At 37.5% G+C, this 22,188-nt stretch carries 21 protein-coding genes, 1 pseudogene and 1 riboswitch; of the genes and pseudogenes, 7 read left to right on the top strand and 15 right to left on the bottom strand.

Features of this window, described 5'->3' with window-relative positions; translation table 11 throughout:
- Window positions 1-14: 14 nt before the first annotated feature.
- The 4 genes from rpe to F1847_RS08895 all read right to left on the bottom strand — a co-directional run bounded on the left by rpe (window position 15) and on the right by F1847_RS08895 (window position 5,853).
- Window positions 15-671 carry a ribulose-phosphate 3-epimerase gene (rpe, locus tag F1847_RS08910; RefSeq protein ID WP_150072692.1) on the bottom strand — a complete coding sequence of 219 codons (657 nt, stop codon included), beginning with the start codon at window positions 669-671 and terminating at the stop codon, window positions 15-17.
- 12 nt (window positions 672-683) lie between these two features.
- Window positions 684-2,429, bottom strand: coding sequence for a hypothetical protein (locus F1847_RS08905; protein ID WP_150072691.1), 1,746 nt, complete (start codon window positions 2,427-2,429; stop codon window positions 684-686).
- A gap of 33 nt (window positions 2,430-2,462) precedes the next feature.
- On the bottom strand, window positions 2,463-4,718 hold the full coding sequence (gene metE, locus F1847_RS08900; protein WP_150072690.1) for a 5-methyltetrahydropteroyltriglutamate--homocysteine S-methyltransferase: 2,256 nt from the start codon (window positions 4,716-4,718) through the stop codon (window positions 2,463-2,465).
- A gap of 137 nt (window positions 4,719-4,855) precedes the next feature.
- Window positions 4,856-5,137, bottom strand: a riboswitch (cobalamin riboswitch).
- Between the two features lie 479 nt (window positions 5,138-5,616).
- A complete protein-coding gene (locus F1847_RS08895) occupies window positions 5,617-5,853 on the bottom strand; it encodes a hypothetical protein (protein WP_150072689.1) in 237 nt (78 codons plus the stop codon).
- A 240-nt stretch (window positions 5,854-6,093) separates the two neighbouring features.
- Between F1847_RS08895 and F1847_RS08890 the strand changes: the two genes are divergently transcribed.
- From F1847_RS08890 to F1847_RS08865, 6 genes are all read left to right on the top strand, one after another.
- Window positions 6,094-6,972, top strand: a complete 879-nt coding sequence (locus F1847_RS08890; RefSeq protein ID WP_240702798.1) for a radical SAM protein — start codon at window positions 6,094-6,096, stop codon at window positions 6,970-6,972.
- A 10-nt stretch (window positions 6,973-6,982) separates the two neighbouring features.
- Entirely contained in the window at window positions 6,983-8,989 is a 2,007-nt protein-coding gene (gene uvrB / locus F1847_RS08885) for an excinuclease ABC subunit UvrB (protein ID WP_150072687.1), read from the top strand.
- A 31-nt stretch (window positions 8,990-9,020) separates the two neighbouring features.
- The gene (gene rsmB, locus F1847_RS08880) at window positions 9,021-10,400 is read left to right on the top strand and encodes a 16S rRNA (cytosine(967)-C(5))-methyltransferase RsmB (RefSeq protein ID WP_150072686.1); all 1,380 of its coding nucleotides are present in this window, start codon (window positions 9,021-9,023) and stop codon (window positions 10,398-10,400) included.
- A 15-nt stretch (window positions 10,401-10,415) separates the two neighbouring features.
- Window positions 10,416-10,937 carry a ferritin gene (locus F1847_RS08875; RefSeq protein ID WP_150072685.1) on the top strand — a complete coding sequence of 174 codons (522 nt, stop codon included), beginning with the start codon at window positions 10,416-10,418 and terminating at the stop codon, window positions 10,935-10,937.
- Between the two features lie 23 nt (window positions 10,938-10,960).
- Window positions 10,961-14,380: a DNA polymerase III subunit alpha gene (gene dnaE, locus F1847_RS08870; protein WP_150072684.1), complete on the top strand. Its 3,420-nt coding sequence runs from the start codon at window positions 10,961-10,963 to the stop codon at window positions 14,378-14,380.
- 133 nt (window positions 14,381-14,513) lie between these two features.
- A complete protein-coding gene (locus F1847_RS08865) occupies window positions 14,514-15,239 on the top strand; it encodes a CBS domain-containing protein (RefSeq protein ID WP_150072683.1) in 726 nt (241 codons plus the stop codon).
- On the opposite strand, the gene F1847_RS08860 is transcribed toward F1847_RS08865, so the two are convergent.
- From F1847_RS08860 to F1847_RS08820, 8 genes and pseudogenes are all read right to left on the bottom strand, one after another.
- Window positions 15,222-16,046, bottom strand: coding sequence for an EAL domain-containing protein (locus tag F1847_RS08860; protein WP_150072682.1), 825 nt, complete (start codon window positions 16,044-16,046; stop codon window positions 15,222-15,224). The two genes, F1847_RS08865 and F1847_RS08860, sit on opposite strands and share 18 nt — an antisense overlap.
- Window positions 16,018-17,064, bottom strand: coding sequence for a GGDEF domain-containing protein (locus tag F1847_RS08855; protein WP_150072681.1), 1,047 nt, complete (start codon window positions 17,062-17,064; stop codon window positions 16,018-16,020). The genes F1847_RS08860 and F1847_RS08855 overlap by 29 nt, the downstream gene beginning before the upstream one ends.
- A 9-nt stretch (window positions 17,065-17,073) precedes the next feature.
- On the bottom strand, window positions 17,074-17,637 hold the full coding sequence (locus F1847_RS08850; protein WP_150072680.1) for a hypothetical protein: 564 nt from the start codon (window positions 17,635-17,637) through the stop codon (window positions 17,074-17,076).
- Between the two features lie 110 nt (window positions 17,638-17,747).
- The gene (locus F1847_RS08845) at window positions 17,748-18,173 is read right to left on the bottom strand and encodes an arsenate reductase ArsC (RefSeq protein ID WP_150072679.1); all 426 of its coding nucleotides are present in this window, start codon (window positions 18,171-18,173) and stop codon (window positions 17,748-17,750) included.
- 50 nt (window positions 18,174-18,223) lie between these two features.
- Complete coding sequence (locus F1847_RS08840; protein WP_168194318.1) at window positions 18,224-18,916, bottom strand: Crp/Fnr family transcriptional regulator; 693 nt, start codon at window positions 18,914-18,916, stop codon at window positions 18,224-18,226.
- Between the two features lie 22 nt (window positions 18,917-18,938).
- Window positions 18,939-19,571, bottom strand: a complete 633-nt coding sequence (locus tag F1847_RS08835) for a flavodoxin family protein (protein WP_150072677.1) — start codon at window positions 19,569-19,571, stop codon at window positions 18,939-18,941.
- A gap of 112 nt (window positions 19,572-19,683) precedes the next feature.
- Window positions 19,684-19,971: pseudogene (locus F1847_RS09605) on the bottom strand (transposase).
- Window positions 19,972-20,036: 65 nt separating this feature from the next.
- Window positions 20,037-20,294 carry a hypothetical protein gene (locus tag F1847_RS08820; RefSeq protein ID WP_150071130.1) on the bottom strand — a complete coding sequence of 86 codons (258 nt, stop codon included), beginning with the start codon at window positions 20,292-20,294 and terminating at the stop codon, window positions 20,037-20,039.
- Here F1847_RS08820 and F1847_RS08815 point away from each other — a divergent pair.
- Window positions 20,250-21,449 (top strand): IS110 family transposase, encoded by a 1,200-nt coding sequence (locus F1847_RS08815; RefSeq protein WP_150071129.1) that lies wholly within the window; start codon window positions 20,250-20,252, stop codon window positions 21,447-21,449. The genes F1847_RS08820 and F1847_RS08815 overlap by 45 nt on opposite strands.
- 3 nt (window positions 21,450-21,452) lie before the next feature.
- On the opposite strand, the gene F1847_RS08810 is transcribed toward F1847_RS08815, so the two are convergent.
- Genes F1847_RS08810 through F1847_RS08800 form a run of 3 tightly spaced genes read right to left on the bottom strand, consistent with a single transcriptional unit; the run spans window position 21,453 to window position 22,164 of the window.
- On the bottom strand, window positions 21,453-21,713 hold the full coding sequence (locus tag F1847_RS08810) for a transposase (RefSeq protein WP_150072675.1): 261 nt from the start codon (window positions 21,711-21,713) through the stop codon (window positions 21,453-21,455).
- On the bottom strand, window positions 21,698-21,838 hold the full coding sequence (locus F1847_RS09600; protein WP_150072674.1) for a transposase: 141 nt from the start codon (window positions 21,836-21,838) through the stop codon (window positions 21,698-21,700). Before F1847_RS09600 ends, F1847_RS08810 begins: the two co-directional genes overlap by 16 nt.
- Complete coding sequence (locus F1847_RS08800) at window positions 21,814-22,164, bottom strand: hypothetical protein (protein ID WP_150071514.1); 351 nt, start codon at window positions 22,162-22,164, stop codon at window positions 21,814-21,816. Before F1847_RS08800 ends, F1847_RS09600 begins: the two co-directional genes overlap by 25 nt.
- Window positions 22,165-22,188: the final 24 nt, after the last annotated feature.

The following is a 22,188-nucleotide window of genomic DNA, read 5'->3' as shown; positions in this document are numbered from 1 at the left end:
AAGTTTGAACCATTTTATATACAAATTTCATTTTTTAAAGTTTCCATAAAGACTTTATAGTCTTTAGACCCAAAAAAAGCAGACCCCATAACTAAGATGTCTGCACCAGCCTCAGCTATAACCTTAGCGTTTTCTAATTTTACTCCTCCGTCAACCTCTACCAAGGTTTTTAGTCCTTTCTCTTTTATCAAACTTTTTGCCTTTTTAATTTTTTCTAAGCAAAAGGGAATAAACTTTTGTCCGCCAAAACCTGGGTTTACAGACATGATAAGAATTAGGTCTAAGTCCTCTAACAAGTCTTCCACCAAGCAAAGAGGGGTTGCAGGGTTTAAGGCTACCCCTGCTTTTACCCCCAATTCTTTAATCTGCCAAACGGTGCGATGAAGATGGGTGCAAGCCTCTACATGAACTACCAGATAATCTGCCCCAGCCGTTACAAAATCTTTAACATATCTTTCTGGAGAAACGATCATCAAATGGACGTCAAGGGGAAGGTTGGTAGAGTTTTTCACCGCCTCTACCACCAAAGGACCTATAGTAATGTTAGGAACAAAATGGCCGTCCATAACGTCTACATGAATAAGGTCTGCCCCGGCTTCTTCTGCTAATTTCACCTCTTCTCCCAGTTTTTTAAAATCAGCCGACAAAATAGATGGTGCAATCCAAACCATAACCCCTCCGTTTTATAAACTTTTTAAATTTTCTAACAAAAACTCTTTTACCACCCTATCCCAACTAAGTTTGCTTTTATATCTTTCAGCTTCTTTAGAGTGCTTTTCTCGTTCTATACGATTTTTTGGTATTTTAGCAAAGATTTCTTCAACCTTACTTGCTAAAACAAACTCTTCTAATCCCCGTCTTTGTTCTTCGGTTAAATCTTTCAAACGTTCTACAGAAAATTTTTCACCTATTGAGATAAAGTCTACTCCATAAAAGGGTTGTCCTTCCTTAGCAAAACTTTTTTCAAGAAAAAAGTAGACCCCACAAGAGGTAGAAGGCACTGATATCCCCCCAAAGGGAAGCACCTCTATGTGGGCTATTCCAAAAGGTTCATAGATAGACATCCCCAGTTCTAAGTCAGAGGCAATCCTTAGGTCTATGGTCTCTAAATCTTCTTTTAACACAAAAGGACACTTATAGTTAGAAAACCCTACCTGATTGATAAAAAGGGCTTTTATATTTTTAGCCTTTTGATTAAACCTTTCAACCCATCGATAAACCTCTATTTCATAACCTATGAGGTCAGGCCATCCTTCTCTATGTTCAAAAGGCCAAGGATAAGACTTAACCATCTTCTCTACCTCATGAGGTGGGCGCCCCTGACCTACTAAAGAGGAAAGCAAAATATATATTCCCTTAAGGTTGTGTTTACTTAAGAGGTCGTCTAAGTAAGCTAAAAAGATAAAGTCTCTCCAAATCCCTTTACTCTTAACTAAACGACAGATATGAGTAAGATAAAGGTCAGGCACAAATCCATAATAGCAGCTAAGCCATCTTCCTAACTTTTCCCTTGAGATTTCTTTTCTATCAAAATCTACATGATCTGAAGAAACTCCGTTATATACCAATCTTATTTTTTCTTCTTCTACATCAGGGCATAAGAATCGGTATTCTTCTACTACCCAATCTCCAACCGCAAATATCTGATCAACCCTTTTAGCAAGTTTTACCAAAGGGGTACGGTACCAATCGTCTTGTGGACCAAAAACCTCTTCTAATGAAAGGTTTGCTTCCTTAGCTTTTTTAAGGATGTTGTAAAAGCCTATGTCTCCTCCGCCGAGGTTTTCTACTATCCTTCTTACCGGCGCTACCTCATGGGCATAAAAAATCCTTTTATGCCTTTCTGGTTGATAGTCAGGATGAAGTTCTAAACTTAATAAAGTGGGTACACCCATGTATTCATGTCCAAAAAACACCATTTCCTTAGCTGAAGAAAAGATTAGTTGAACCAAATCTAAAAAGGGTAGGGCTATCCTAAAATACTGTTCATAGTCCCAATCTTTTTCATATTGATCTGAAGAAAGACCAAAGTTTTCCCAAAAAAGATACTTGTAAAAATTAAGGATGTCTTTTTTTACATGGGTTATGTCTACCAAAAGAATTTCTACCGTAGCTTTTCTTTCAGGATTAAGTTCGTTGACGATCCTTCTTTTTCCATATACCACATCTATGTTGTATTTTTCTAAAATAGGTTTAAAAAGAACTCCAAAATGTCCGGTATCGTAATGGTCTTTACTGCTGTAAAAGACTATCCCGTCTTTTCCTAAACGAGTGCTTGGAGACCCTAAATACTCAAAAAGAGGGCCATAAAGCAAGGTTTTATCAAAATAAGAAAGATAGGAAGGGGAGGTGCAAAGGTTGTTTATCACCTCCCCTATACCACCTATCTTATAAAGGGCTTCATGGGTTACATGGATGGCTACCCTCATTCTAAAATTTAGTTTACCATAAAAAACTTAAACTCAAAATTGTTGTCTTAGCTCTTTTGCTACCTCTACTAAGTTTCTAAGTGCAGGGATTACCTCTTCCCATCTTCTGGTTTTTAATCCACAATCTGGATTTATCCATAAAAGTTCCTTAGGTAAGATTCTTAAAGCCCTTCTTACTATTTCTTTCATTTCTTCTTTAGTAGGAAGGTTCGGAGAATGAATATCATAAACTCCAAGCCCAACCTGTCTATCCCAGCCTGGGAAGGTTTCAAAGGCCTCTATGATTTCTCCCTTGCTTCTTGAAGCTTCTATAGAGATAACGTCAAAATCCATCTGCGCGATGTAGGAGATGATTTCGTTAAACTCTGAGTAGCACATATGGGTATGGATTTGGGTCTCAGGATTTGCTTTAGCACAAAGTCTAAAGGCTTTTATAGCCCAGCTAAAGTATTGGTCCCAGTCCTTTCGTTTAATCGGAGCCCCCTCTCTAAAGGCTGGTTCATCTATTTGAATAATTTTAATCCCTGCTCTTTCTAAATCTTTTACTTCATCAAGCAAAGCTAAAGCTATTTGATAGGCTATTTGTTCCTTTGGAAGGTCTTCTCGATAAAAACTCCAGTTTAAAATGGTTACCGGACCTGTAAGCATACCTTTTACCGGTTTTGAGGTTAGACTTTGAGCATAGTTAATCTCCTCTAAGGTCATAGGGGCCTTTCTCCAAACATCACCAAAAATAATAGGAGGACGATAAACCCGCGAACCATAGGAAAGCACCCAACCTTGTTTGGTGGTAGCTATTCCTTCAAGTTTTTGGGCAAAAAATTCTACCATATCTGTCCTTTCAAACTCTCCGTGGACAAGAACGTCAAGCCCGAGGTCTTCTTGCAGTTTAATCACCTCGGCGATTTTTTGTTTGATAAATCGCTGATATTCTTCAAAACTTATCTCTCCTTTGTTAAACTTAGCCCGTGCGGCTCTTACCTCCTCAGTTTGAGGGAAAGATCCGATGGTAGTAGTAGGAAAAAGAGGAAGTTTAAGCCTTTTTTGCTGAAGTTTTATTCTTTCTGAATAAGGAATGCCTCGAGTAAAATCTTCTTCTGTAAGTTGAGAAACTCTTTTATTTATTTCTTCTTTCTGTCCAAAAGAAATTTGCACCTTCCTTTGGATGTCGGCTATTAAGTTTAAGGCCTCTTGGTCTCCTTCTAAACCTCTTTTGATAAGCTTTAGCTCTTCTAATTTTTCTTCGGCAAAAGAAAGCTTGTTTGTCAATTCGGCAGGTAGATGGTCTTCACCTACTAAAGAAACGGGAAGGTGAAAAAGCGGGCAAGAGTTGGCTATTACCAAGTCTTGAGTAAACTGCAAAAGGTTTTCTACTTCTCTAAGTTTATCCTCAAGTTTAGCCTTCCATACCTGTCTTCCGTTGATAATCCCTGCTATAAGAACCTTATCCTTAGGAAAACCTACAACTTTTAGATTGGCCAGATTTTCTTGGTTTGATACCAAATCCATTCCCAACCCTTTAACCGGAAGCTCTATAAAAGAAGAATAATCAGAAACACTATCATAGTAAGTCAATATCCATAAATCTATATCCCCAGAAAGTGCTTCATAGCTTTTTTTCACCAAACTCCATTCCCAAGGCTCTAAATCCATCACTAAACCAGGTTCTTCTATCAACACAGTTTTAGCCCCGGCTTTAGCCAGACTTTTTAATACCTCTTGATAAACAAGATTTAATCTTTCTAAAGCCTCTTCAAACACCTTAGGTTCGTTTATCTTTTCTACCTTAATCCCCTCGGCAGAAGGTTTTATCAGTTTAGCCAATTTTAAAAAAGTAAAAGGGCCTATAAATTTAGGAAAAGTATCAATCCCATGTTTTTGATAAAAAAGAAAATCTTTAAGCGGAAAGTTTTCTAAAAGAGAAAACTCTAACTTTTCTATCTCTGGAACCAGATAATGGTAGTTGGTGTTAAACCATTTGGTAAGTTCAAGGGCCTGTTTACCTTTAGCCATTTCAAAATAAGTCTTAAGACCTTGATAAGGTTGAAACCTGCCTGGAATGGCTCCCACCATAATCGCTGTATCCAGGATAAAGTCATAAAGTGAAACCTCGTTTGAAGGGAAAAGGTCCACGTTAGCCTGATAAACTTCAGCCCTTTTAAGTTTTAAATCCTCTATGCCCTGATAGAATTCTTCTTCAGAAAGCCCCCCTTTCCAAAAACTTTCAAGCAATCTTTTAAACTCTCTTTGTTTCCCAAGCTTAGGGAAACCATAGGCCAAGGTTTGCATAGTATTCTCCCTCCTTTATAAGAGTTTTGAAATTAAAAATGAGCCACCAAGTACTGATTAAACCTAACCTCTAAAAGGATGTAAAAGGACAAAAATAGACTTTAAGGCGGTGATTTGCTCATGGTTTTACCCCCCTCGAGGTTTTTTAAAGGCTGGATAGGTCTTCCGGCTTCCGGATCAACCTACTCGCCGCACCTTCCCGGTGCCTTTCGGCACCAGTGGTCTGTCGGCTAAGAGCTTTTAAACAAAAAGGCTCTTAGCCCAGAGAAGGAAGCCTCCTTTTGGGTTTTTAACCTACTTGGGACCTCCTTCCCCATCCGCAAACGATGCGGACAAGCGGCTTTCGTCCCCGGTCACGGCTGCGGGGCAGCGGGGGATTTTCACCCCTCTTCCCTTACATCCAGCCTTTTATGCCTAACTTTTACCACACCCTATGTTTATGTCAATAAGTCTTTTTATTTAGCTTAACCAGATAGCCCTATCCCACACCGCCTTATAAATCTTTAACACAATATTATAAAGAACATAGACGATTTAAAAAACCGCTATCGTCAGAAGACAAAAATAGCAAACCTTTCTATCACAAAACCAAAAGCCATTATGCCCATAATCGTTCTTATACAGGAAAGCAAAATTCTTTCCTCAGCTAGTTGAAGCCTTCTATTATGGACCTGAGGATGGAGTTTTTCCTTTATCTTGACGACTCGTAAAAAAACCGCCTTTTATATAAAAAAGTGTTTTTACAGAATTTATCAAAATTCGAAAAATCTTAAGGTTAGGAGTCAAAAATATAGTTTTGGGAATTTATGCTTTAAGACCTTGGAAAAAGCTTTAGAAAAGATCGGGCTGCCTCTCGGCAGCCCTTCTATCACCAATTTTTACTAAGTTTTCTACTCTTTTAGCAGCCTTCTACTTTTTTCTTGCCCCCAGCAGGCTGAGTGGTTTTATCTGGAGTAGCCCCTTTATTTTCTGCCTTTTTGCAAGCCTTTTTAACGGCTTTTTTCTTGGCTTTTTTCTCTACCTTTTGCTCAGTAGCATTACCTTTGGCAACCTCTGGCGAGGTGCCTTCTCCTGCTGCCCAAACAGGAGAGACAAAAAGTGCTAAAGCGGTCAATAAGCCTAATGCTTTTTTCATGGCCCAACCTCCTATGTTGGTTTTATTTTGCTAAATAAAAATATCAAAATTTATGCCTGATTTTTCTTTTTATAGATTGGGTATAAAGCTTGCCTATTTAAAGAAGTATTATTTTATATGACATATTTTGGTATACCCGTTTTTTGCAATCGATGCAAAAACTGCAAAAATTGCTTAAAACCATCTAACCCTAAAGCATAGACCTGATGAGATAAGCCTTAGGTTGAATTTTAAAGTAGTTTGCTTATATTTAATCATATGTCCTATATCTCTCTTTTTGACCCCTGGCAATCCCCGGTTTGTACTTGTCCGCCTAAATATTCTTTAAATCCCTATACTGGATGTGGACACGGATGTCTTTATTGTTATGCAAGCTCTTTTATCAAGGATTTTTATTCTCCTCGCCCAAAGAAAGATTTTTTAAAAAAAGTAAAAAAAGAGTTGTTAAAGCTTCCTCCAGGTAGTCTTATCTCTCTTTCTAATTCTTCAGACCCATATCAACCTTTAGAGAAAACTTATAAACTTACTCGAAGTTTTTTAAAACTGATCTTAGGTCTTCCTTTAAACCTACTTATCATTACCAAATCTAACTTAATTCTTAGGGATTTAGACCTTTTAAAGAAACTCAAGGTAGCAGTCGCCATAACCTTTACTACCAAGGATTATCAAAAAAAACTTGAGCCATGGGCTCCCCCTTTTGAAGAAAGGCTTTTGGCTTTAAAAACCCTATATAAGGCTGGTATACCTACGATCGCAAGGATAGACCCTATTATCCCAGGAATTAACGAAGATGAAAGCTTAGAGCTTTTAACCGAGGTTTTACCCTTTGTAAAACATGTGGTAACCAGCACCTACAAAGCTAAACCTCAATCTTTTAACCGTTTAACCAAAGCTTTCCCTGAGCAAGCAAGAAGGTTAAAGACCCTTTATGTAAAATTGGGAGAGAAAAAAAAGGGAGGAGTTTATCTTCCCGAAGAATTAAGAAGAGGTTTGATAAAAAGGCTTTATCAAAAGGTTAAGGAAATAAACGAGGTTAGTTTTGCCACCTGTCGGGAAGGGTTACCAGAGTTTGAGCTTAACGAAAGATGTGATGGAAGCTTTTTGATAAAAGGAGGTTAAGCAAAAAAGCATGGGAGGAAAGAAGGCAAACTTTAGTTTAAAGGCTGAGGTCGAGCCTAAGGGAGACCAGCCTAAAGCCATAAGAACGCTGGTAGAAGGCATAGAACAAGGGATAAAACATCAGGTTCTTTTAGGGGTTACCGGTTCTGGTAAAACCTTTACGATGGCTAACGTCATAGCTCAGGTAGGTAAACCTACCTTGATTATAGCCCCTAACAAAACCTTAGCAGCCCAGCTTTATAATGAGTTTAAAAGACTTTTTCCTGAAAATGCGGTAGAATATTTCGTATCTTATTATGATTATTATCAGCCAGAGGCATATGTGCCGGTTACCGATACTTATATAGAAAAAGACGCTTCTATCAACGAATTGATAGACCGTTTAAGACATTCTGCCACGGCTGCTGTGCTTTCGAGAAGGGATGTGATTGTTGTAGCCAGCGTTTCTTGTATTTATGGATTAGGTTCTCCTCATGAATATTTTCAGAAACACCTTTATCTAAGACGTGGTCAGACCATTTCAAGAGATGAGTTGCTAAGGGCTTTGGTTACGATGCATTATGAAAGGACTGACCTTGAGTTTACCAGGTCTACCTTTAGGGTAAGAGGAGACATTATAGAAATTTTTCCTTCCAACGAAGAAAAACGGGCAGTAAGGATTTCTCTCTGGGGAAACGAAATAGAAGAGATAAAGATTATAGACCCTTTTAGAGGTAAAGTTTTGGGGAAAGTAAACGAACTGCTCATTTTTCCGGCTACTCATTATGTAACCTCAGAAGATAAACTAAAGGTCGCTATAGAAGAAATAAAAAAAGAATTGAAAGAGAGGGTTGAGTGGTTTAAAGCTCAAGGGCAGTTTCTTTATGCAGAAAGGCTTGAAAAAAGGACTTTATATGACTTAGAGCTTTTACAAGAAGTAGGATATTGTAAAGGGATCGAAAACTACAGCCGATATTTAGACGGCAGAAAACCCGGAGAACCTCCTTATACCTTGCTTGATTATTTCCCAGATGATTTCTTAATTTTTATAGATGAAAGCCATATAACCATCCCTCAACTAAGAGGCATGTACCGGGGAGACCGTAGTAGAAAGGAGACTTTGGTAGAATATGGTTTTAGATTGCCGTCAGCCCTTGATAACCGTCCTTTGACGTTTGAAGAGTTCGAAGAAAGGGTTAATCAGGTAATCTATGTATCGGCTACCCCAGGAGATTATGAGATAGAAAAGGCTCAAGGAAGGGTTATCGAACAAATCATCCGTCCTACAGGGCTTCTTGACCCCAAGGTAGAGATAAAAAACTCTGAAAATCAAGTAGAAGACCTGTTTTTTGAGATAAAAAAACGGGCAGAAAGAAACGAGCGAGTCCTTGTTTGTACCCTTACTAAACGTATGGCTGAGGAACTTACCGAGTATTATCAAAATCTTGGTATCAAAGCCTGTTATATGCACTCTGATTTAAAAACCCTTGAAAGAGCAAAGATTATAAGAGATTTGCGTAGAGGGGTCTATGATGTGCTAATAGGTATAAACCTTTTAAGAGAAGGCTTAGACCTGCCTGAGGTTTCGCTTATCGCTATTTTAGACGCCGATAAAGAAGGCTTTTTACGTTCTGAAAGAAGTCTTATCCAGATGATAGGAAGGACGTCAAGAAACGTCAACGGCACAGCCATACTCTATGCTCAAACGATTACCCCAGCTATAGAAAAAGCTGTAAAAGAAACTGAGCGTAGAAGAAAACTGCAAGAAGAATACAACCAACGGCATGGTATCATTCCTCAAACCGTGGTAAAATCCTTAGATGACCCTTTGATGCGGATGGTAGAAGCAGACTTTGTAAACTTAGAAAAAGTGATTGAAGTTTCTGAAGTCTTTGAAAGCCTTGAAGATTTACAAAAAGAAATAGCAAGAGTTGAAAAAGAGATGAAAGAAGCAGCTAAAAACTATGAGTTTGAAAAAGCAGCAGTATTGAGGGATCGTCTTTTTACCTTAAAACAGATGGCCCTTCAGTGGACATAAAACTTTAAAATTTTTTAAAAAGGGAAACAATATGCCAAGACTACCCAAAACTAACCCTCGTGCCGTAGCCTTAAAGGTGCTTATTCGTTGGGAAAAAGGAAAACCTCTTTTAGATGAAGTCCTCTCCCAGGTTTTAACTAAAAGTGTTTTACCAGACGAAAGAGATAGAGCTTTGGTAGGTGAACTGGTAAACGGGGTTGTTAGACATCTCTATTATCTTGATTTTCTTATCGCAAGGTTTTCTGAACATCCCTTAGATAAAATGGACCCAGAAGTAAGAAATCTTCTACGTTTAGGTGCGTATCAACTGTTATATACTCGTATACCAGAAAAGGTAGCCATAGCAGAAGGTCTAAAAATACTCTCTCAAAGAAAAAGAGGAGAATGGATAAGAGGCCTGGTAAACGCCATTTTACATAAACTACTTGAAAACAAAAACTGTTTGCCTGAACCACCTGATTTTAATAAAATTTATTATCTTTCGGTTAAGCATTCTTTTCCTGAGTGGTTGGTAAAAAGATGGCTTAAAAGGTTTGGAGAAAAAGAAACCGAGGTTTTACTTAAAGCCAGTAATGAAAGACCTGCCTTAGTAATACGGGTTAATCTCTTAAAAGTCTCTCGTGACAATCTTTTGATTTATCTACAAAAAGACCAAGTACCAGAAGCTAAGGCTTGTCCTTATACCCCTTCAGGGATTGTGCTTGAAGGTTTTAGAGGTAAAGTTACCGAGCTCAAACCTTATCATTTCGGCTGGATAAGTGTTCAAGACTCAGCCAGTCAGCTGGTAAGTTACCTTTTAAATCCAAGGCCTGGAGAAAGAGTGCTTGACGCTTGTGCAGGGGTTGGAGGGAAAACTACCCATTTAGCTGAACTTATGCAGGATAAAGGCACCATTTGGGCTTTTGACCTTTATGAATGGAGGATTGAAAAACTTAAAGAAAATTTTCAAAGATTAGGGTTAAAACTCCCCCAGGTTTTTGTTGGTGATGTAGTAGAAAAACTTAACGAAATTAAACCCCCTCTTTTTGACCGTATTTTGATAGATGCTCCTTGCACAGGGACAGGGGTAATAAGAAAACATCCAGACATAAAATGGGCTCGAACAGAAGAAGATTTTTTGAAGATTCCAGAAAGACAGCTTAGACTACTTGAAGGTTTATCTCCTTTTCTTAAAAAAGGTGGTATAATGGTATATGCAACCTGCAGTTTAGAACCAGAAGAAAACGAAGAGGTAATGCAAAAGTTTTTACAATCTCATCCTGAGTTTGTGATAGAAGACCCTCTTAAAGTGCTTAGCCGAACCTGTCCAGAAAAAGTAAAAGAGCTTTGTTTAGAAGGTAAATACTTAAAAACCTATCCGCATAAACATGGCTTAGACGGCTTTTTTGCCATAAGATTGAGAAAAACTTAAAAAGGAGGAATAACCATGAAAAAAGAAATCGAAGCAGCTTTAAACGAACAAATTAAGTGGGAAATCTATTCAGGCTACCTTTATCTTTCTATGGCGGCCTATTTTGACGATTTAGGTTTAGAAGGTTTTTCTAAATGGATGAAAGCCCAAACCGCTGAAGAGTTTATGCATGCGATGAAGTTCTATAAGTTTCTTATAGAAAGAGACGGAAAGGTAGTTTTACAAGAAATTCCTGCCCCTCCTACCAACTGGAAGTCTCCTGAAGAGGTTTTTGAGTTTGCTTATAACCATGAAAAAGAGGTTACCAAAAGGATCAATCAACTGGTTAGTTTAGCTAAAAAACTTGAAGACTATGCTACAGATAATTTCCTTCAGTGGTTTGTAAACGAGCAGGTAGAGGAAGAAGCCTCTTTTAAGTCTATCCTCTCTAAGCTTAAGCTTATCAAAAACGACCCTCAAGCTTTATTTTATTTAGACAAAGAACTTGGACAAAGACCTTTAGACTTAAACCAACTCTTTTTAACCCCAAATGAATAAAACTCAACCATTTTGGAAAACCTATGGGAGAATTTGTCCACCTTCATCTTCATACTGAATGGAGCCTGCTTGACGGTGCTATAAGGATTAAAGATTTAGTTAAAAGACTTTTAGACTATAATCTTCCTGGATGTGCTATCACCGACCATGGAACCTTATATGGGATTATTCATTTTTACAAAGCTCTAAAAGATGCAGGACTAAAACCTATCATCGGATGCGAGTTTTATGTAGCAGAAAACTCCCGAGTTGATAAAAAGGTATCCAAACGGGGTGAGGCGGGGCATCACTTAGTCCTTTTGGCTAAAAACGAGATAGGCTATAAAAATTTACTTAAGCTTGCCTCTCTGGCTTATTTAGAAGGTTTTTACTACAGACCAAGGATAGATAAAGAACTTTTAGCCAAACATCATGAAGGATTGATAGCCCTTTCAGCCTGTTTGGAAGGAGAAATTCCTAAACTCCTTTTGTTTAATCAAACAGACAAAGCAGTAGAAGTAGCCAAATGGTTTAAAGAATTGTTTAAAGAGGATTTTTACCTTGAAGTCCAAAGAAACGACCTGCCAGAACAAGAGATTTGTAATCAAAAAATTTTAGATATAGCCGAAAGCCTTAACATAAAATGTGTAGCTACCGCAGACTGTCATTACTTAGATAAAGAAGATGCCTTAGCCCATGAGGTGTTACTCTGCATCCAAACAGGACACAAGCTTTCTGACCCAGACCGGTTTAAGTTTAACACCGATAAGCTTTATTTAGCAAGTGCAGAGGAAATGAGAGAAAGGTTTAAGGACCTGCCGGCTGAGGTCATTACCAATACCTTAGAGGTCTTTGAAAAAGTTAACTTAGAGCTTAAAACCGGAGAGGTCCTTTTCCCAAAGGCTAAAATCCCTGAAGGGGAGACTGCAGAAGATTGGTTTGCTAAAAAGGCAAGAGAAGGTCTTGAAAAAAGGCTTTTAGAATTAGAACAAAGAAACCAACTGGCTGCGGACAAAGAGGTTTATCGTCAGAGATTAGAACAAGAATTAGAGGTTATCATCGAAAAAGGATATGCCAGCTACTTTCTTATCGTTTCTGACTTCATAGAGTGGGCACGGTCAAAAGGAATACCAGTCGGTCCAGGAAGAGGGTCTGCAGCAGGTGCCCTTACCTCTTATGCCTTAGGGATTACCAACCTTGATCCTATAAGATGGGGGCTTCTTTTTGAAAGATTTTTAAACAAAGAACGTCCAAGCCTTCCTGATATAGACGTTGATTTTTGTATGGAAAGAAGAGATGAAGTTATAGAATATGTAGCCCAAACCTACGGAAAAGACTACATCGCTAAAATTGCAACCTTTGGTCAGTTAAAAGCTAAACAGGTGGTAAGAGACGTAGGCAGAGTCTTAGGGTTTAAACCTAAAGAAATAGACCCTATCGCTAAAATGATAAGCGCAGGACCTGATGTGTCTTTAGAAAAAGAGCTTGAAAGACCAGAATTTCAAGAACTTATGCAAAAAAACGAAGAGATTAAAAAACTTTTTACACTGGCTAAAAGATTAGAAGGCCTTCCGAGACATGCAAGTCAGCATGCAGCCGGAGTTATCATCTCAGGAAAATCGATCATAGAAGTAGCCCCTTTGATGAAAGGAGAAGAAAACGAAATTTTAGTCCAGTTTGACATGAAGGCCTGTGAAACCGTTGGCCTTATTAAGTTTGATTTTTTAGGGCTTAAAACCCTTACCATCATAGACAAAACCCTTAAACTTATCCAAAAATACGAAGGGATAGAAATAGATTTAAACCAGATACCGCTTGATGATCCCAAAACCTTTGAATTACTGAGAGCTGGAGAAACTGACGGAGTGTTTCAGTTAGAATCTCAAGGGATGAAAGACCTTTTAAGAAGGCTTAAACCTTCTGATTTTAACGACCTAATAGCGGTTTTAGCCCTCTATCGTCCAGGACCTTTAGAAGGTGGTTTGGTAGACCAATATATAGAGACTAAACATGGTAGAAGAAAGCCCGAATATCCTCATCCTCTTTTAGAACCGATCCTTAAAGAGACCTACGGAGTCATTGTTTATCAAGAACAGGTCATGCAAATAGCCCAAGTGATGGCAGGTTATAGCCTCGGAGAAGCAGACCTTCTCAGACGCGCCATCGGAAAAAAAGAAAAAGAATTGATGGAAAGTTTAAAAGAAGAGTTTGTTAGAAGGTCTGTAGAAAGAGGGATACCAGAAAATACTGCTAAGACGGTTTTTGACCTGATAGAAAAATTTGCTGACTACGGATTTAACAAGAGTCACTCTGCAGCCTATGCCTTGGTAGCTTATCAGACCGCCTATTTAAAAGCTCATTATCCTGTTTATTTTATAGCTTCTATTCTTACTTACGAAGCTAACAAAAGCGAAGAAGTAAGTAAATACATCTCAGTAGCTACTGAAATGGGTATCTCCATACTTCCTCCTGATATAAACCTAAGTGAAATAGGTTTCTCAGTAGAGAAAGGGGCTATACGTATAGGACTTCAAGCCGTAAAAAATGTAGGGGAAGAAGCAGTAAACGAAATCATCAATAAACGACCTTACCGTTCTTTTCTGGATTTCTGCAACAAGGTAGACACCAAAAAGGCCAATCGAAAAACCATAGAAGCCCTTATAAAGGCCGGAGCTTTTGACAGCATAGAACCAAACAGAGCAAAACTTATGCACAACCTACCTTCAGTTCTTTCTTTTACCTCTCAAAACAAGTTTTCTTCTTTATTTGGGCAAGCCACCCTTTTAAATCCAGCCACTTCTTATACCTTAGAAGAAGTTCCAGAATGGGATTTAGACACTAAACTTGCTTTTGAAAAAGAAGCCTTAGGATTCTACCTTACAGACCACCCAATAAAAAGACTTCGCCCTTGGATAGACATTTTTACCCCCTATAATTTAGAAAATATTTCCCAAGTAGAAGATGGCTCTCGGTTAATTTTGCTTGGGTTGGTTTCTGAAGTAAAGCTTAAACAGACCAAAAACGGGGACAAGATGGCTATCCTTAGGATAGAAGATGAGTTTTCTTCGGCAAGAGCACTGATTTTTCCAGACTTATATAAACAAAACTTTTCCGTTTTAAACGAAGGAGCCATCCTTTGGGTACGCCTTACCGTAGATAAAGACGAAGAATCGTTAACCCTTTTAGTAGAGGACCTTGCTCCTATCAACGATTTCAAGCTGTTTAAAGAAGGGGTACTCAAACTTATTATTCCTTCTAATCTGATTAACCAACAGTTTTTAGAATTTTTGAAAAACTTTTTAAACAGAGAGGAAAAAAACGCATTACCTATAAAACTCCAATTGCATTATCCTGATGCTATAGTACACTTTGAACTAAACGAAGCTAAGCTTTCCCCTTCCTATGAGAACCTCTTTTTACTTTTAGATAATTTTCCCCAGCTAAAAATACTCTTTTCTGAATAAGATTCTCCAAAATTCCCTTATTCTTTCAAACTAAAAGAATAACCTCAAATTACCCTTGATTTCATTTACAAACCTTCTATAATAGAAATTATATAGCACAGGTTTTAAAATTTTAGCACAAAAGGAGGATAAAATGCTGGTTAAAGATTGGATGACAGAAAACGTAGTAACTTTAGAAGAAAACGAAACCTTAGAAAAGGCTTTTAAGCTTTTAGAAGACTTTAAAACTTTTAGAAAAGTTCCTATTACTAAAGAGGGCAAACTTGCCGGAATAATAACCCTTACAGACATAAAAGGTCTTTTACCCTATAAGGCTAAGGAATTGATTAAAGACCCTAAGTTTGAAGAATTTTTTGATCAACTAAAAAAAATTCCTATTAAAGAGGTTATGACCAAAGACCCTATCTACACCTATCCTGATGAAACCATAGAGAAAGCCTCGGTTATTATGCTTGAAAACAAGGTTTCGGGCCTACCGGTAGTAGATAAAGCCCATAGAGTCGTAGGTATCATAACCGAGACCGATATTTTTAGGTTTTATACTTTGGTTTCCGGGGTTTATTTTGCCCCTTATTTGATGGGAGCCCTTATTGGATGCGTAGACGATATAAAAAGCATAAGAGATGTGCTTAACAACAAATTAGGGGCAAAGATTTCAAGTATTCTCATGTGGGATGCCCTTTTTCTTCTTAGTCATGATACCAACCTTAAAGACGTGATGGTTAGGTTTCAGCTTTCTAAACCTTTAGCCGACGTAGAAAAAAGTGTTATAGAAGCTTTTAATGAATACGAAACCATTAAGGTTCTTTTTGTCCGTAAAGATACGATAGAGGATGTGCCTTCAAGAAGATGGAAGTAAACCCTCATAAGTATTATACCACAGTTTATTAGAAATTATTAACTCTAGCTCTTTGATTTTCTTTTCTGCTAAAAATAGGGCTTCTCTTGGGTTTGGATTTGGATAAGAAAAAAAATATCCTTGGGCTAACGAAATGTTGTACTGTTTTAAAAATAAGGCCTCTTCCCAAGTTTCTACCCCTTCTGCAATGTTTAAAAAATCTAACTTTTGGCTAAGGATATCTATAACCTCTAAAAGTTTTTGTTTTTTCTCACCATTAGGGAGGTCCTCTATAAAGGTTTTAGCTAACTTTAAATATTGAATATCTAAACGGATCAATCTTTCCAAATTTGAATGCCTGGTTCCAAAGTCATCAAGGGCTATAGAAAATCCGTAATTTAAGTATTTTTCTGCAAAAGCAATCAGTTTGTCTGTATGGATTATTTTGGCTTCGCTTATTTCAACCACTATAGCTTTAGGATTTATGCCGTAATATCTGATTCTTTTTTTTATCCAATTAGTTCCTGCAAGCCCAAGGTCTATGGTTTCGCTGTTAACATTCAGAAAAAGGAGAAAATCCTTTTCCAGTCCAAAATCTTTAAATTTTTTCATAGCAAGGTCTTTACAAGTGCGGTCAAATTCTATCAAAACCCCTTCTTTTTTAGCCAGCTCAAAAAGAACATTAGGAGGGATGATAAGGTTTTTCTCTTGGTTTATTCCTCTAACCAAGGCCTCAAAACCTAACACTTTGCCTGTAAAAAGGTTGACTACAGGTTGAAAATAAATATCAAGGTTTCCCTCAATGAGTAACGGCTTTATTTCTTGCATAAAATTCTTCTTCCTCAGACTTATCTTTTCTTCGGTCTTTAAAGATTACGGACGTTCCTGCTTCTTTAGACAAAGCTTTAGCCTTTGCTTTAACCTCTGAAGCAATCGAGGCTAAATGAGCATAAGAGGTTATGTTTCTATTCAAACTACTTACTATCGACAAGGTAAGAGAAAGGAGAGGGAAAGTTCTTTCTTTACCTTCTCGGTCCTTAGACTGGTATCTTCCTACCAAGTAGTCCTTTCCGTGAAATTCAGGCAAAAAAGCTTCAAATCCCTTCTTAATCCTTTCAGCTATTGCTAAGGAAGCTTCTGGAGAAGTTACTACTATAAAGTCATCCCCTCCTATATGCCCAACAAAAGAGTTTTTCCAGAGACTAACCGCCTCTTTTATCACCTTTCCCAAGACAATGATTACTTCATCTCCTTTAGCAAAACCATAGCGATCGTTAAACGGTTTAAAATAGTTGATGTCTATATAGATTACCTCAAAAGCCTCTCCTTTCTCTATCTTTTCTTCTATAACACTTTTTATGGCCCAGTTTCCAGGAAGCCCGGTAAGGGGATTAGCATCTTTGGCAAGCATAAGAGATTTTTGAGCTAAAGCCTCTACTAAAAGAGAGACAGAAACCACCCCAAAATATCGGTTGTTATCAACCACTATGATGTCGTCATAGGTATCAGGAGGTTTTCTCTGTTGGAGTTTTATACCAGCCTCTTCTATGGTATTAAAGGCATCAAGAATGAGCCCTGGTGGCTCCATTATTTCTAATACCTTTTTATTTCCGTTAAGATGGATGCCATATCCATACTTTCCTAAAACAATATGTTCAAGAAACCTTCTTCTTTGTAGTTGTCCTACCACAAATTTATCTTGGTTTATTACCGGTATAAGGTTAAGTTTTTCATCCTGCATAAAAAGCAAAAAAGCCTCTCTTACAAAAACTTGATGATAAATCGGTTGAACTCTAACAGCTATATCTTTTAATCTTCTATCTAATAAAAAAACATCCACTATCATCCACAATCTTTAAGCCGCTAAATAGTTTTTCTTAGAAGAAAAACTATTGAAAGAATTTTGCGATAGATATCTTTTGGAAAGATACTCCTTAGGACCACTTATAAAATAAATTCCTAAATCTCCTATAGGAGCAATTCTATAATTAAAAGAAAGGTTTAACATTCCCCAAAGAGGTTGAATAGAGTTCACAGACTTAAAGCATTCTTGTTTTTTTAACTGAAACCTTAAGCTTGTTTGGTTTAACTCCTCTAAAACCTTTTGGGTTAATCTTTGTGTAAGTTCTTGTAAAGTTTTTAGACAAAAAGGCTCTAAATCCTTAAGTAAATTAAAATCTATCATAAAGTGAGGATATACCTTTTTAGCATAGTTCACCACCAAGTTTTTTTCTGCGGTTATCACTAAAACCATACCTAAAAAATCGTTTTCATACCATTCCTTATAGGAAAAATCTTTTAACCCTCCGGTTTTCTGGTAGTTAAAAAATTCAGTAAGTACAGGGACCTTATCAAACATCTCTATTCCCCACGCTTTTACAGACTTTTTTACAAGATTTACAAAAAATTCTTGATTCATCAGCCCACCTCCTCTTTTGGTTTTTTGACCTATTTTGAAGAAGATAATAAAGAAAAAAGGTTAAAAAAAGGTTAAAAACTTTTTAAATTTTGATAAAAATGGGAGAAGATTTAAGGACGCTTAAAGGAAAAGATTAGAATTTTTACCCTCTCTTTTATCTCGTCTCTTATTTTACGAAAAAATCCCAATTTTTCTTCCTCTGTGCCCTTGGCTTTAGCAGGGTCGTCAAGCCCCCAATGTTCTCTTTTTTGAGCAGGAAAATATGGGCAGGTTTCTTGAGCGTCTCCGCAGAGGGTTATAACCAGGTCAACCTCTGCCAAAGGGATTTCTTCTATAGACTTAGGATACTGAGAGGTTATGTCTATGCCATCCTCTGCCATGACCTTAATGACTAAGGGGTTAACCACAGGTTCAGGTTTTGAACCAGCAGAATAGACCTCTACGTTAACCCCATATAGATTAGCAAAGTGTTTAGCATATCCCTCTGCCATCTGACTCCTTGCAGAATTTCCTGTGCAAATAAAAGCTATTTTCATCCTTTATTTTCTCCTCCTCTTAGAGTTATCCTTCCTTGAAGGTTAAACCATTAGTCTCGGCCTTCGTTTAAGCTACAAGAGTTTGGGTTAACCCAAATGTATTTGCCTTCAACCTTTATAACCCCTTCTTCTTCAAGTTTTTTAAACAACCTGGAAAGGGTCTCTGGAGTAATCCCTAACAAAAGAGCCAGTTGAGCCTTTGGAATCTCAAGTTTTATAACCCTATCTGGCGACGATTCAGAGGCTTTATAAAGAAACTTCATCAATCTTTCTTTAGCGTCTTTTAAGGTTAGATTTTCCAAATTAGATAGCATTTCTTTTATTTTTAAAGCAAAAGTAGCTAAAAGAATAAGGCAGAGGTCTGGAGATTGAGAGATTAGGTTTTTAAAAAGTTTTTTTTCAAAGAAAATGACCTCGCTTTCGGTAAGGGCTTGAGCCCACACTGGATACTCTTCAAACCCTGCCAGTACTATCTCTCCAAAAATTTCTCCAGGTCCATAGATGTGAACTACCATTTCCTTACCTTCGGGAGAAAGCTTGTAAATTTTAATCCAACCCTCTTTTATTAAATAAAACCCAGTGGCTTTATCTCCTTCAGCAAAAAGATGAGTTTTCTTGGCTAATTTTTTTACCACACAGAGGTTGCTAATCCTTTCGAGATCCTTTTCAGAGAGTCTGGAAAAATAAAAAGTACTTTTTAAAAAAGCCTTTAAATTTTCTTGGTTTACAGTTTTATGTTCCACGTGGAACATTCCGCTAAACAAGTTATCTGATAAAGTTGGTAAAGGTTTTTATTTCTTTTTCAGGGGCAAGGTTTTTAGACCTTTTACCTTGGGTAGTTTTAAGCAGCCAGGCCAGATTTTTAGCTAAAACCCTTACGATTTGTCTTCCTTCTTCGTCCTGTAAAACCTCACCTGGGGTGAGTCCAAACACGCCATTCCAGTAATTAGAGGTAGCTACCACCATCTCGGCATAAGTAAGGTAGTGTAAAAGCTGGTCATAAGTGGCTACTCCGCCTGCCCTTCTACAAACCGCAAGCGCAGCCCCTACTTTATGCCTAAAGAGGTTTCCGTTAACCCCAGAAACCAAAAAGGCTCTATCTAAAAAACATTTCATCGTTCCTGTTATTCCTGAAAAATAAACAGGAGAAGCAAGAACTATTCCGTCAGCCTTTTTCATCTTCTGTATCCAATCGTTTACCTCATCTTCTATCGCACATCTTTCATTCTGTTTTTTTCTGCAGGTATAACAGGCAAGACATCCTCTTATAGGTTTATCTCCTACCTGAATAATTTCTGTCTTTATCCCTTGGGAAAGCAGTTCTTCGGCCAAAAGTTCAAGCGCCTGTTGGGTATTACCTTTCTTCCTCGGGCTTCCATTAAAGGCTATTACCTTCATTACCTCACCTCATTAGTAATTTTCTATTTATTTTAGCATCTTTTTAAATTTTACAAAAGACCTGCTTATTTTTGATGTGGACATTTCAATAACTGTGTCCATAGTGTCCCTTTTATTGTGTAAAAATTTTTCCGGGAAAGGCATGGTAGTTCCCAAATTCAATTTCATTAAACCCTCTTAACTTCCTTGAGTTTAACCTCTCATTCAGTTCTTTCAAGATTAAATATAACAACCTCTCAACAGAGCCTTCATCCGGAAATACTTCTATTACCTTTATCCTCCTTTTTATCTCTTTCGCTAACCTCTCAACCTAATTAGTTGTATAAATAAACTGCCTTATCTCTCTCGGATACCTCAAAAAGGTTAATAATGCATACGCTTTATCCTCCCATTTCTTCACTACCTTAGGATATACCTTACCCCATCTTTCCCTTAATCTTAATATCCCCTCCTGCAATTTTTATGTTAAGGTTTGTTTAACACATTTTGTTTTGTATAATAAAACAAAAGCTTATAAGTTAGAGAGGGACAGGGACTCCATTTTTGGTAGGCCTTTGAGCCTCTTAAGGAGTATGTCCCTCTGTCCCTCAACACCCGATAAGTTGGTTGGGCTACCAAAGCCCCAGCTACTCGGGAGGATGGTGTGAGGGACAAAAATCTTAAAAAGGAGGTAGCATCATGACCCATTACATCGGTGTTGACATTTCTAAAGATAACTTCCACTTCTGCATCCTTAACCATGAAGCTAAAACCCTCTCCTCCGGCAAACTCTCTATGTCTCTTCAAGGCTTCTCTGATTTCTTTAACCTTCTCAAAACCCTCTCTGACCCTATCGTTGTTATGGAATCCTCTGGTAGGTTCCACATCCCCCTTTACTGCTTCCTCGTTGAAAAAGATATCCAAACCTTCATCCTTAACCCTAAAATCGTCCACAGATTCTTTGAATTTATCTCCGCTAACAACCCCTCTAAATACGACACAAAAGATGCCAAAATCCTTGCACTCTTCGCTCTTAATAACCCTGAATTCCTTAAATCCTATCCTGAAAACTCTGAACTCCGTAGTGCTTCTCGTCTTATCCAAAAACTTAAACATGAACTTGCTGAAGCTAAAACTCAAATCAAATACGCCCTCACTGTTCTTTTCCCAGAAGCTGAAAAGCACTTTAATATTTACTCCCACTCCTTCCTTAACATACTCCTTAAATTCCCCTCTGCTAAAACCCTTAAAAAAGCTAAACCAAATGAAATTTCCGAAATTATTAAATCCTCTGTTCCTAAAGGTAAAACCCCTTCCTTTTCTCCCGATGAAGTCATAAACCTTGCTAAAAACTCTATCGGGGTTGACAATCCTTATCTCTCTCAAACTCTTATCATCTACATCGAAAAACTCTTTTTCCTTGAGCCAAGAATAAAAAAGCTTGAAGAGATGCTTGTAGAGAAAATGGATGAAGACCAGCAAGAACAAATTAAGCTCATTTCCTCTATAAAAGGTATTTCCTCTAAACTTGCAAGTCTCTTTTTGGCTGAAATCAGAGACGTAAAAAGATTTTCTAATGCCAAAAAGCTCATAAAGTTTGCGGGCACAGACCCAGTAACAAAACAATCTGGTAAGTATAAAGCTAAGATGAGCATATCTAAGCAAGGGTCGAGCTTTCTCAGAAATGTTCTTTTCCAGATGGCGGTAGGTGTAGTAAAATGGAATTTTTACTTCAGATCCTATTTTATACGTAAGAAGAAAAACTTTGGCAGTTATAAGAAAGCTATGATAGCAGTTGTAAACAAACTTATAAGAGTTATCTATGCAATTTGTAGAAAAAAAACTTTCTTTAATCCTGCTTTTTCTAAGTTCCCTGTTCTGGAGGTCTCTCATGTTTAATTCCTATTTTCTGATAGTTGACTCCTTAGCTCTTTCTTCTGTTTCTGCTCTATATATCCTTTTTAAATCTTCTGCAAATAAACCTCTATCTTTTGCCCGCACCTTATTTAAAGAATTCCTTACAGTATGTAATACACAAAGTTGCCATTCCGAAGCTGGATAAACCATCTTTATGGCATTTTCTATCCCAGGCAAATCATCCGTAATAAAAAGTTGAACTTTCTTTACCCCACGCCGATTTAACTCTCTTAAAGGTTTTCCCAATTCTTGGCACTCTCTCCTTCAGACCCAAATATCCAAAATCCAAGTATCTCTCTTCTCCCATCAGGCTTTATCCCTAAAGCTAAATATACTGGCTCCTTTGCTACCTCATTTCGCCGAATAGACAAATAAGTTCTTTAACTTCATCTTCAGTCACCTTTATTAACCGGGAAATGCTTTTCAGCCCTCCTTCTTTCAGGAAGTAGGAAGGCACGAAAAGTAAATCTCTGGTATAAAAACCATTTGCATAGTCTTCTTGCTCTTCTAAATAAATCCTTCTTTCTTCAAGCATAAGGTTTTCTAAAAGGTTTTTAATAAGATTGTTGACTTCTTGCTGAAAAAGGTTTAGAATTTCTTCTATAGGTTGTTTTGTTAAAGTTTTAGTTTTTTCTTTCACGGTAGCTTCCCCTCCTTTCTGGTAGTTTTGGTTATTATGCATTGGGGAAGCTACCATACCCTTCCCTTTCCCTCAAGTCTT

The organism is Thermodesulfobacterium sp. TA1 (assembly GCF_008630935.1).
In the GTDB taxonomy this organism is placed as follows: Bacteria; Desulfobacterota; Thermodesulfobacteria; order Thermodesulfobacteriales; family Thermodesulfobacteriaceae; genus Thermodesulfobacterium.
This window is presented reverse-complemented; position numbering and strand designations above follow the sequence as displayed.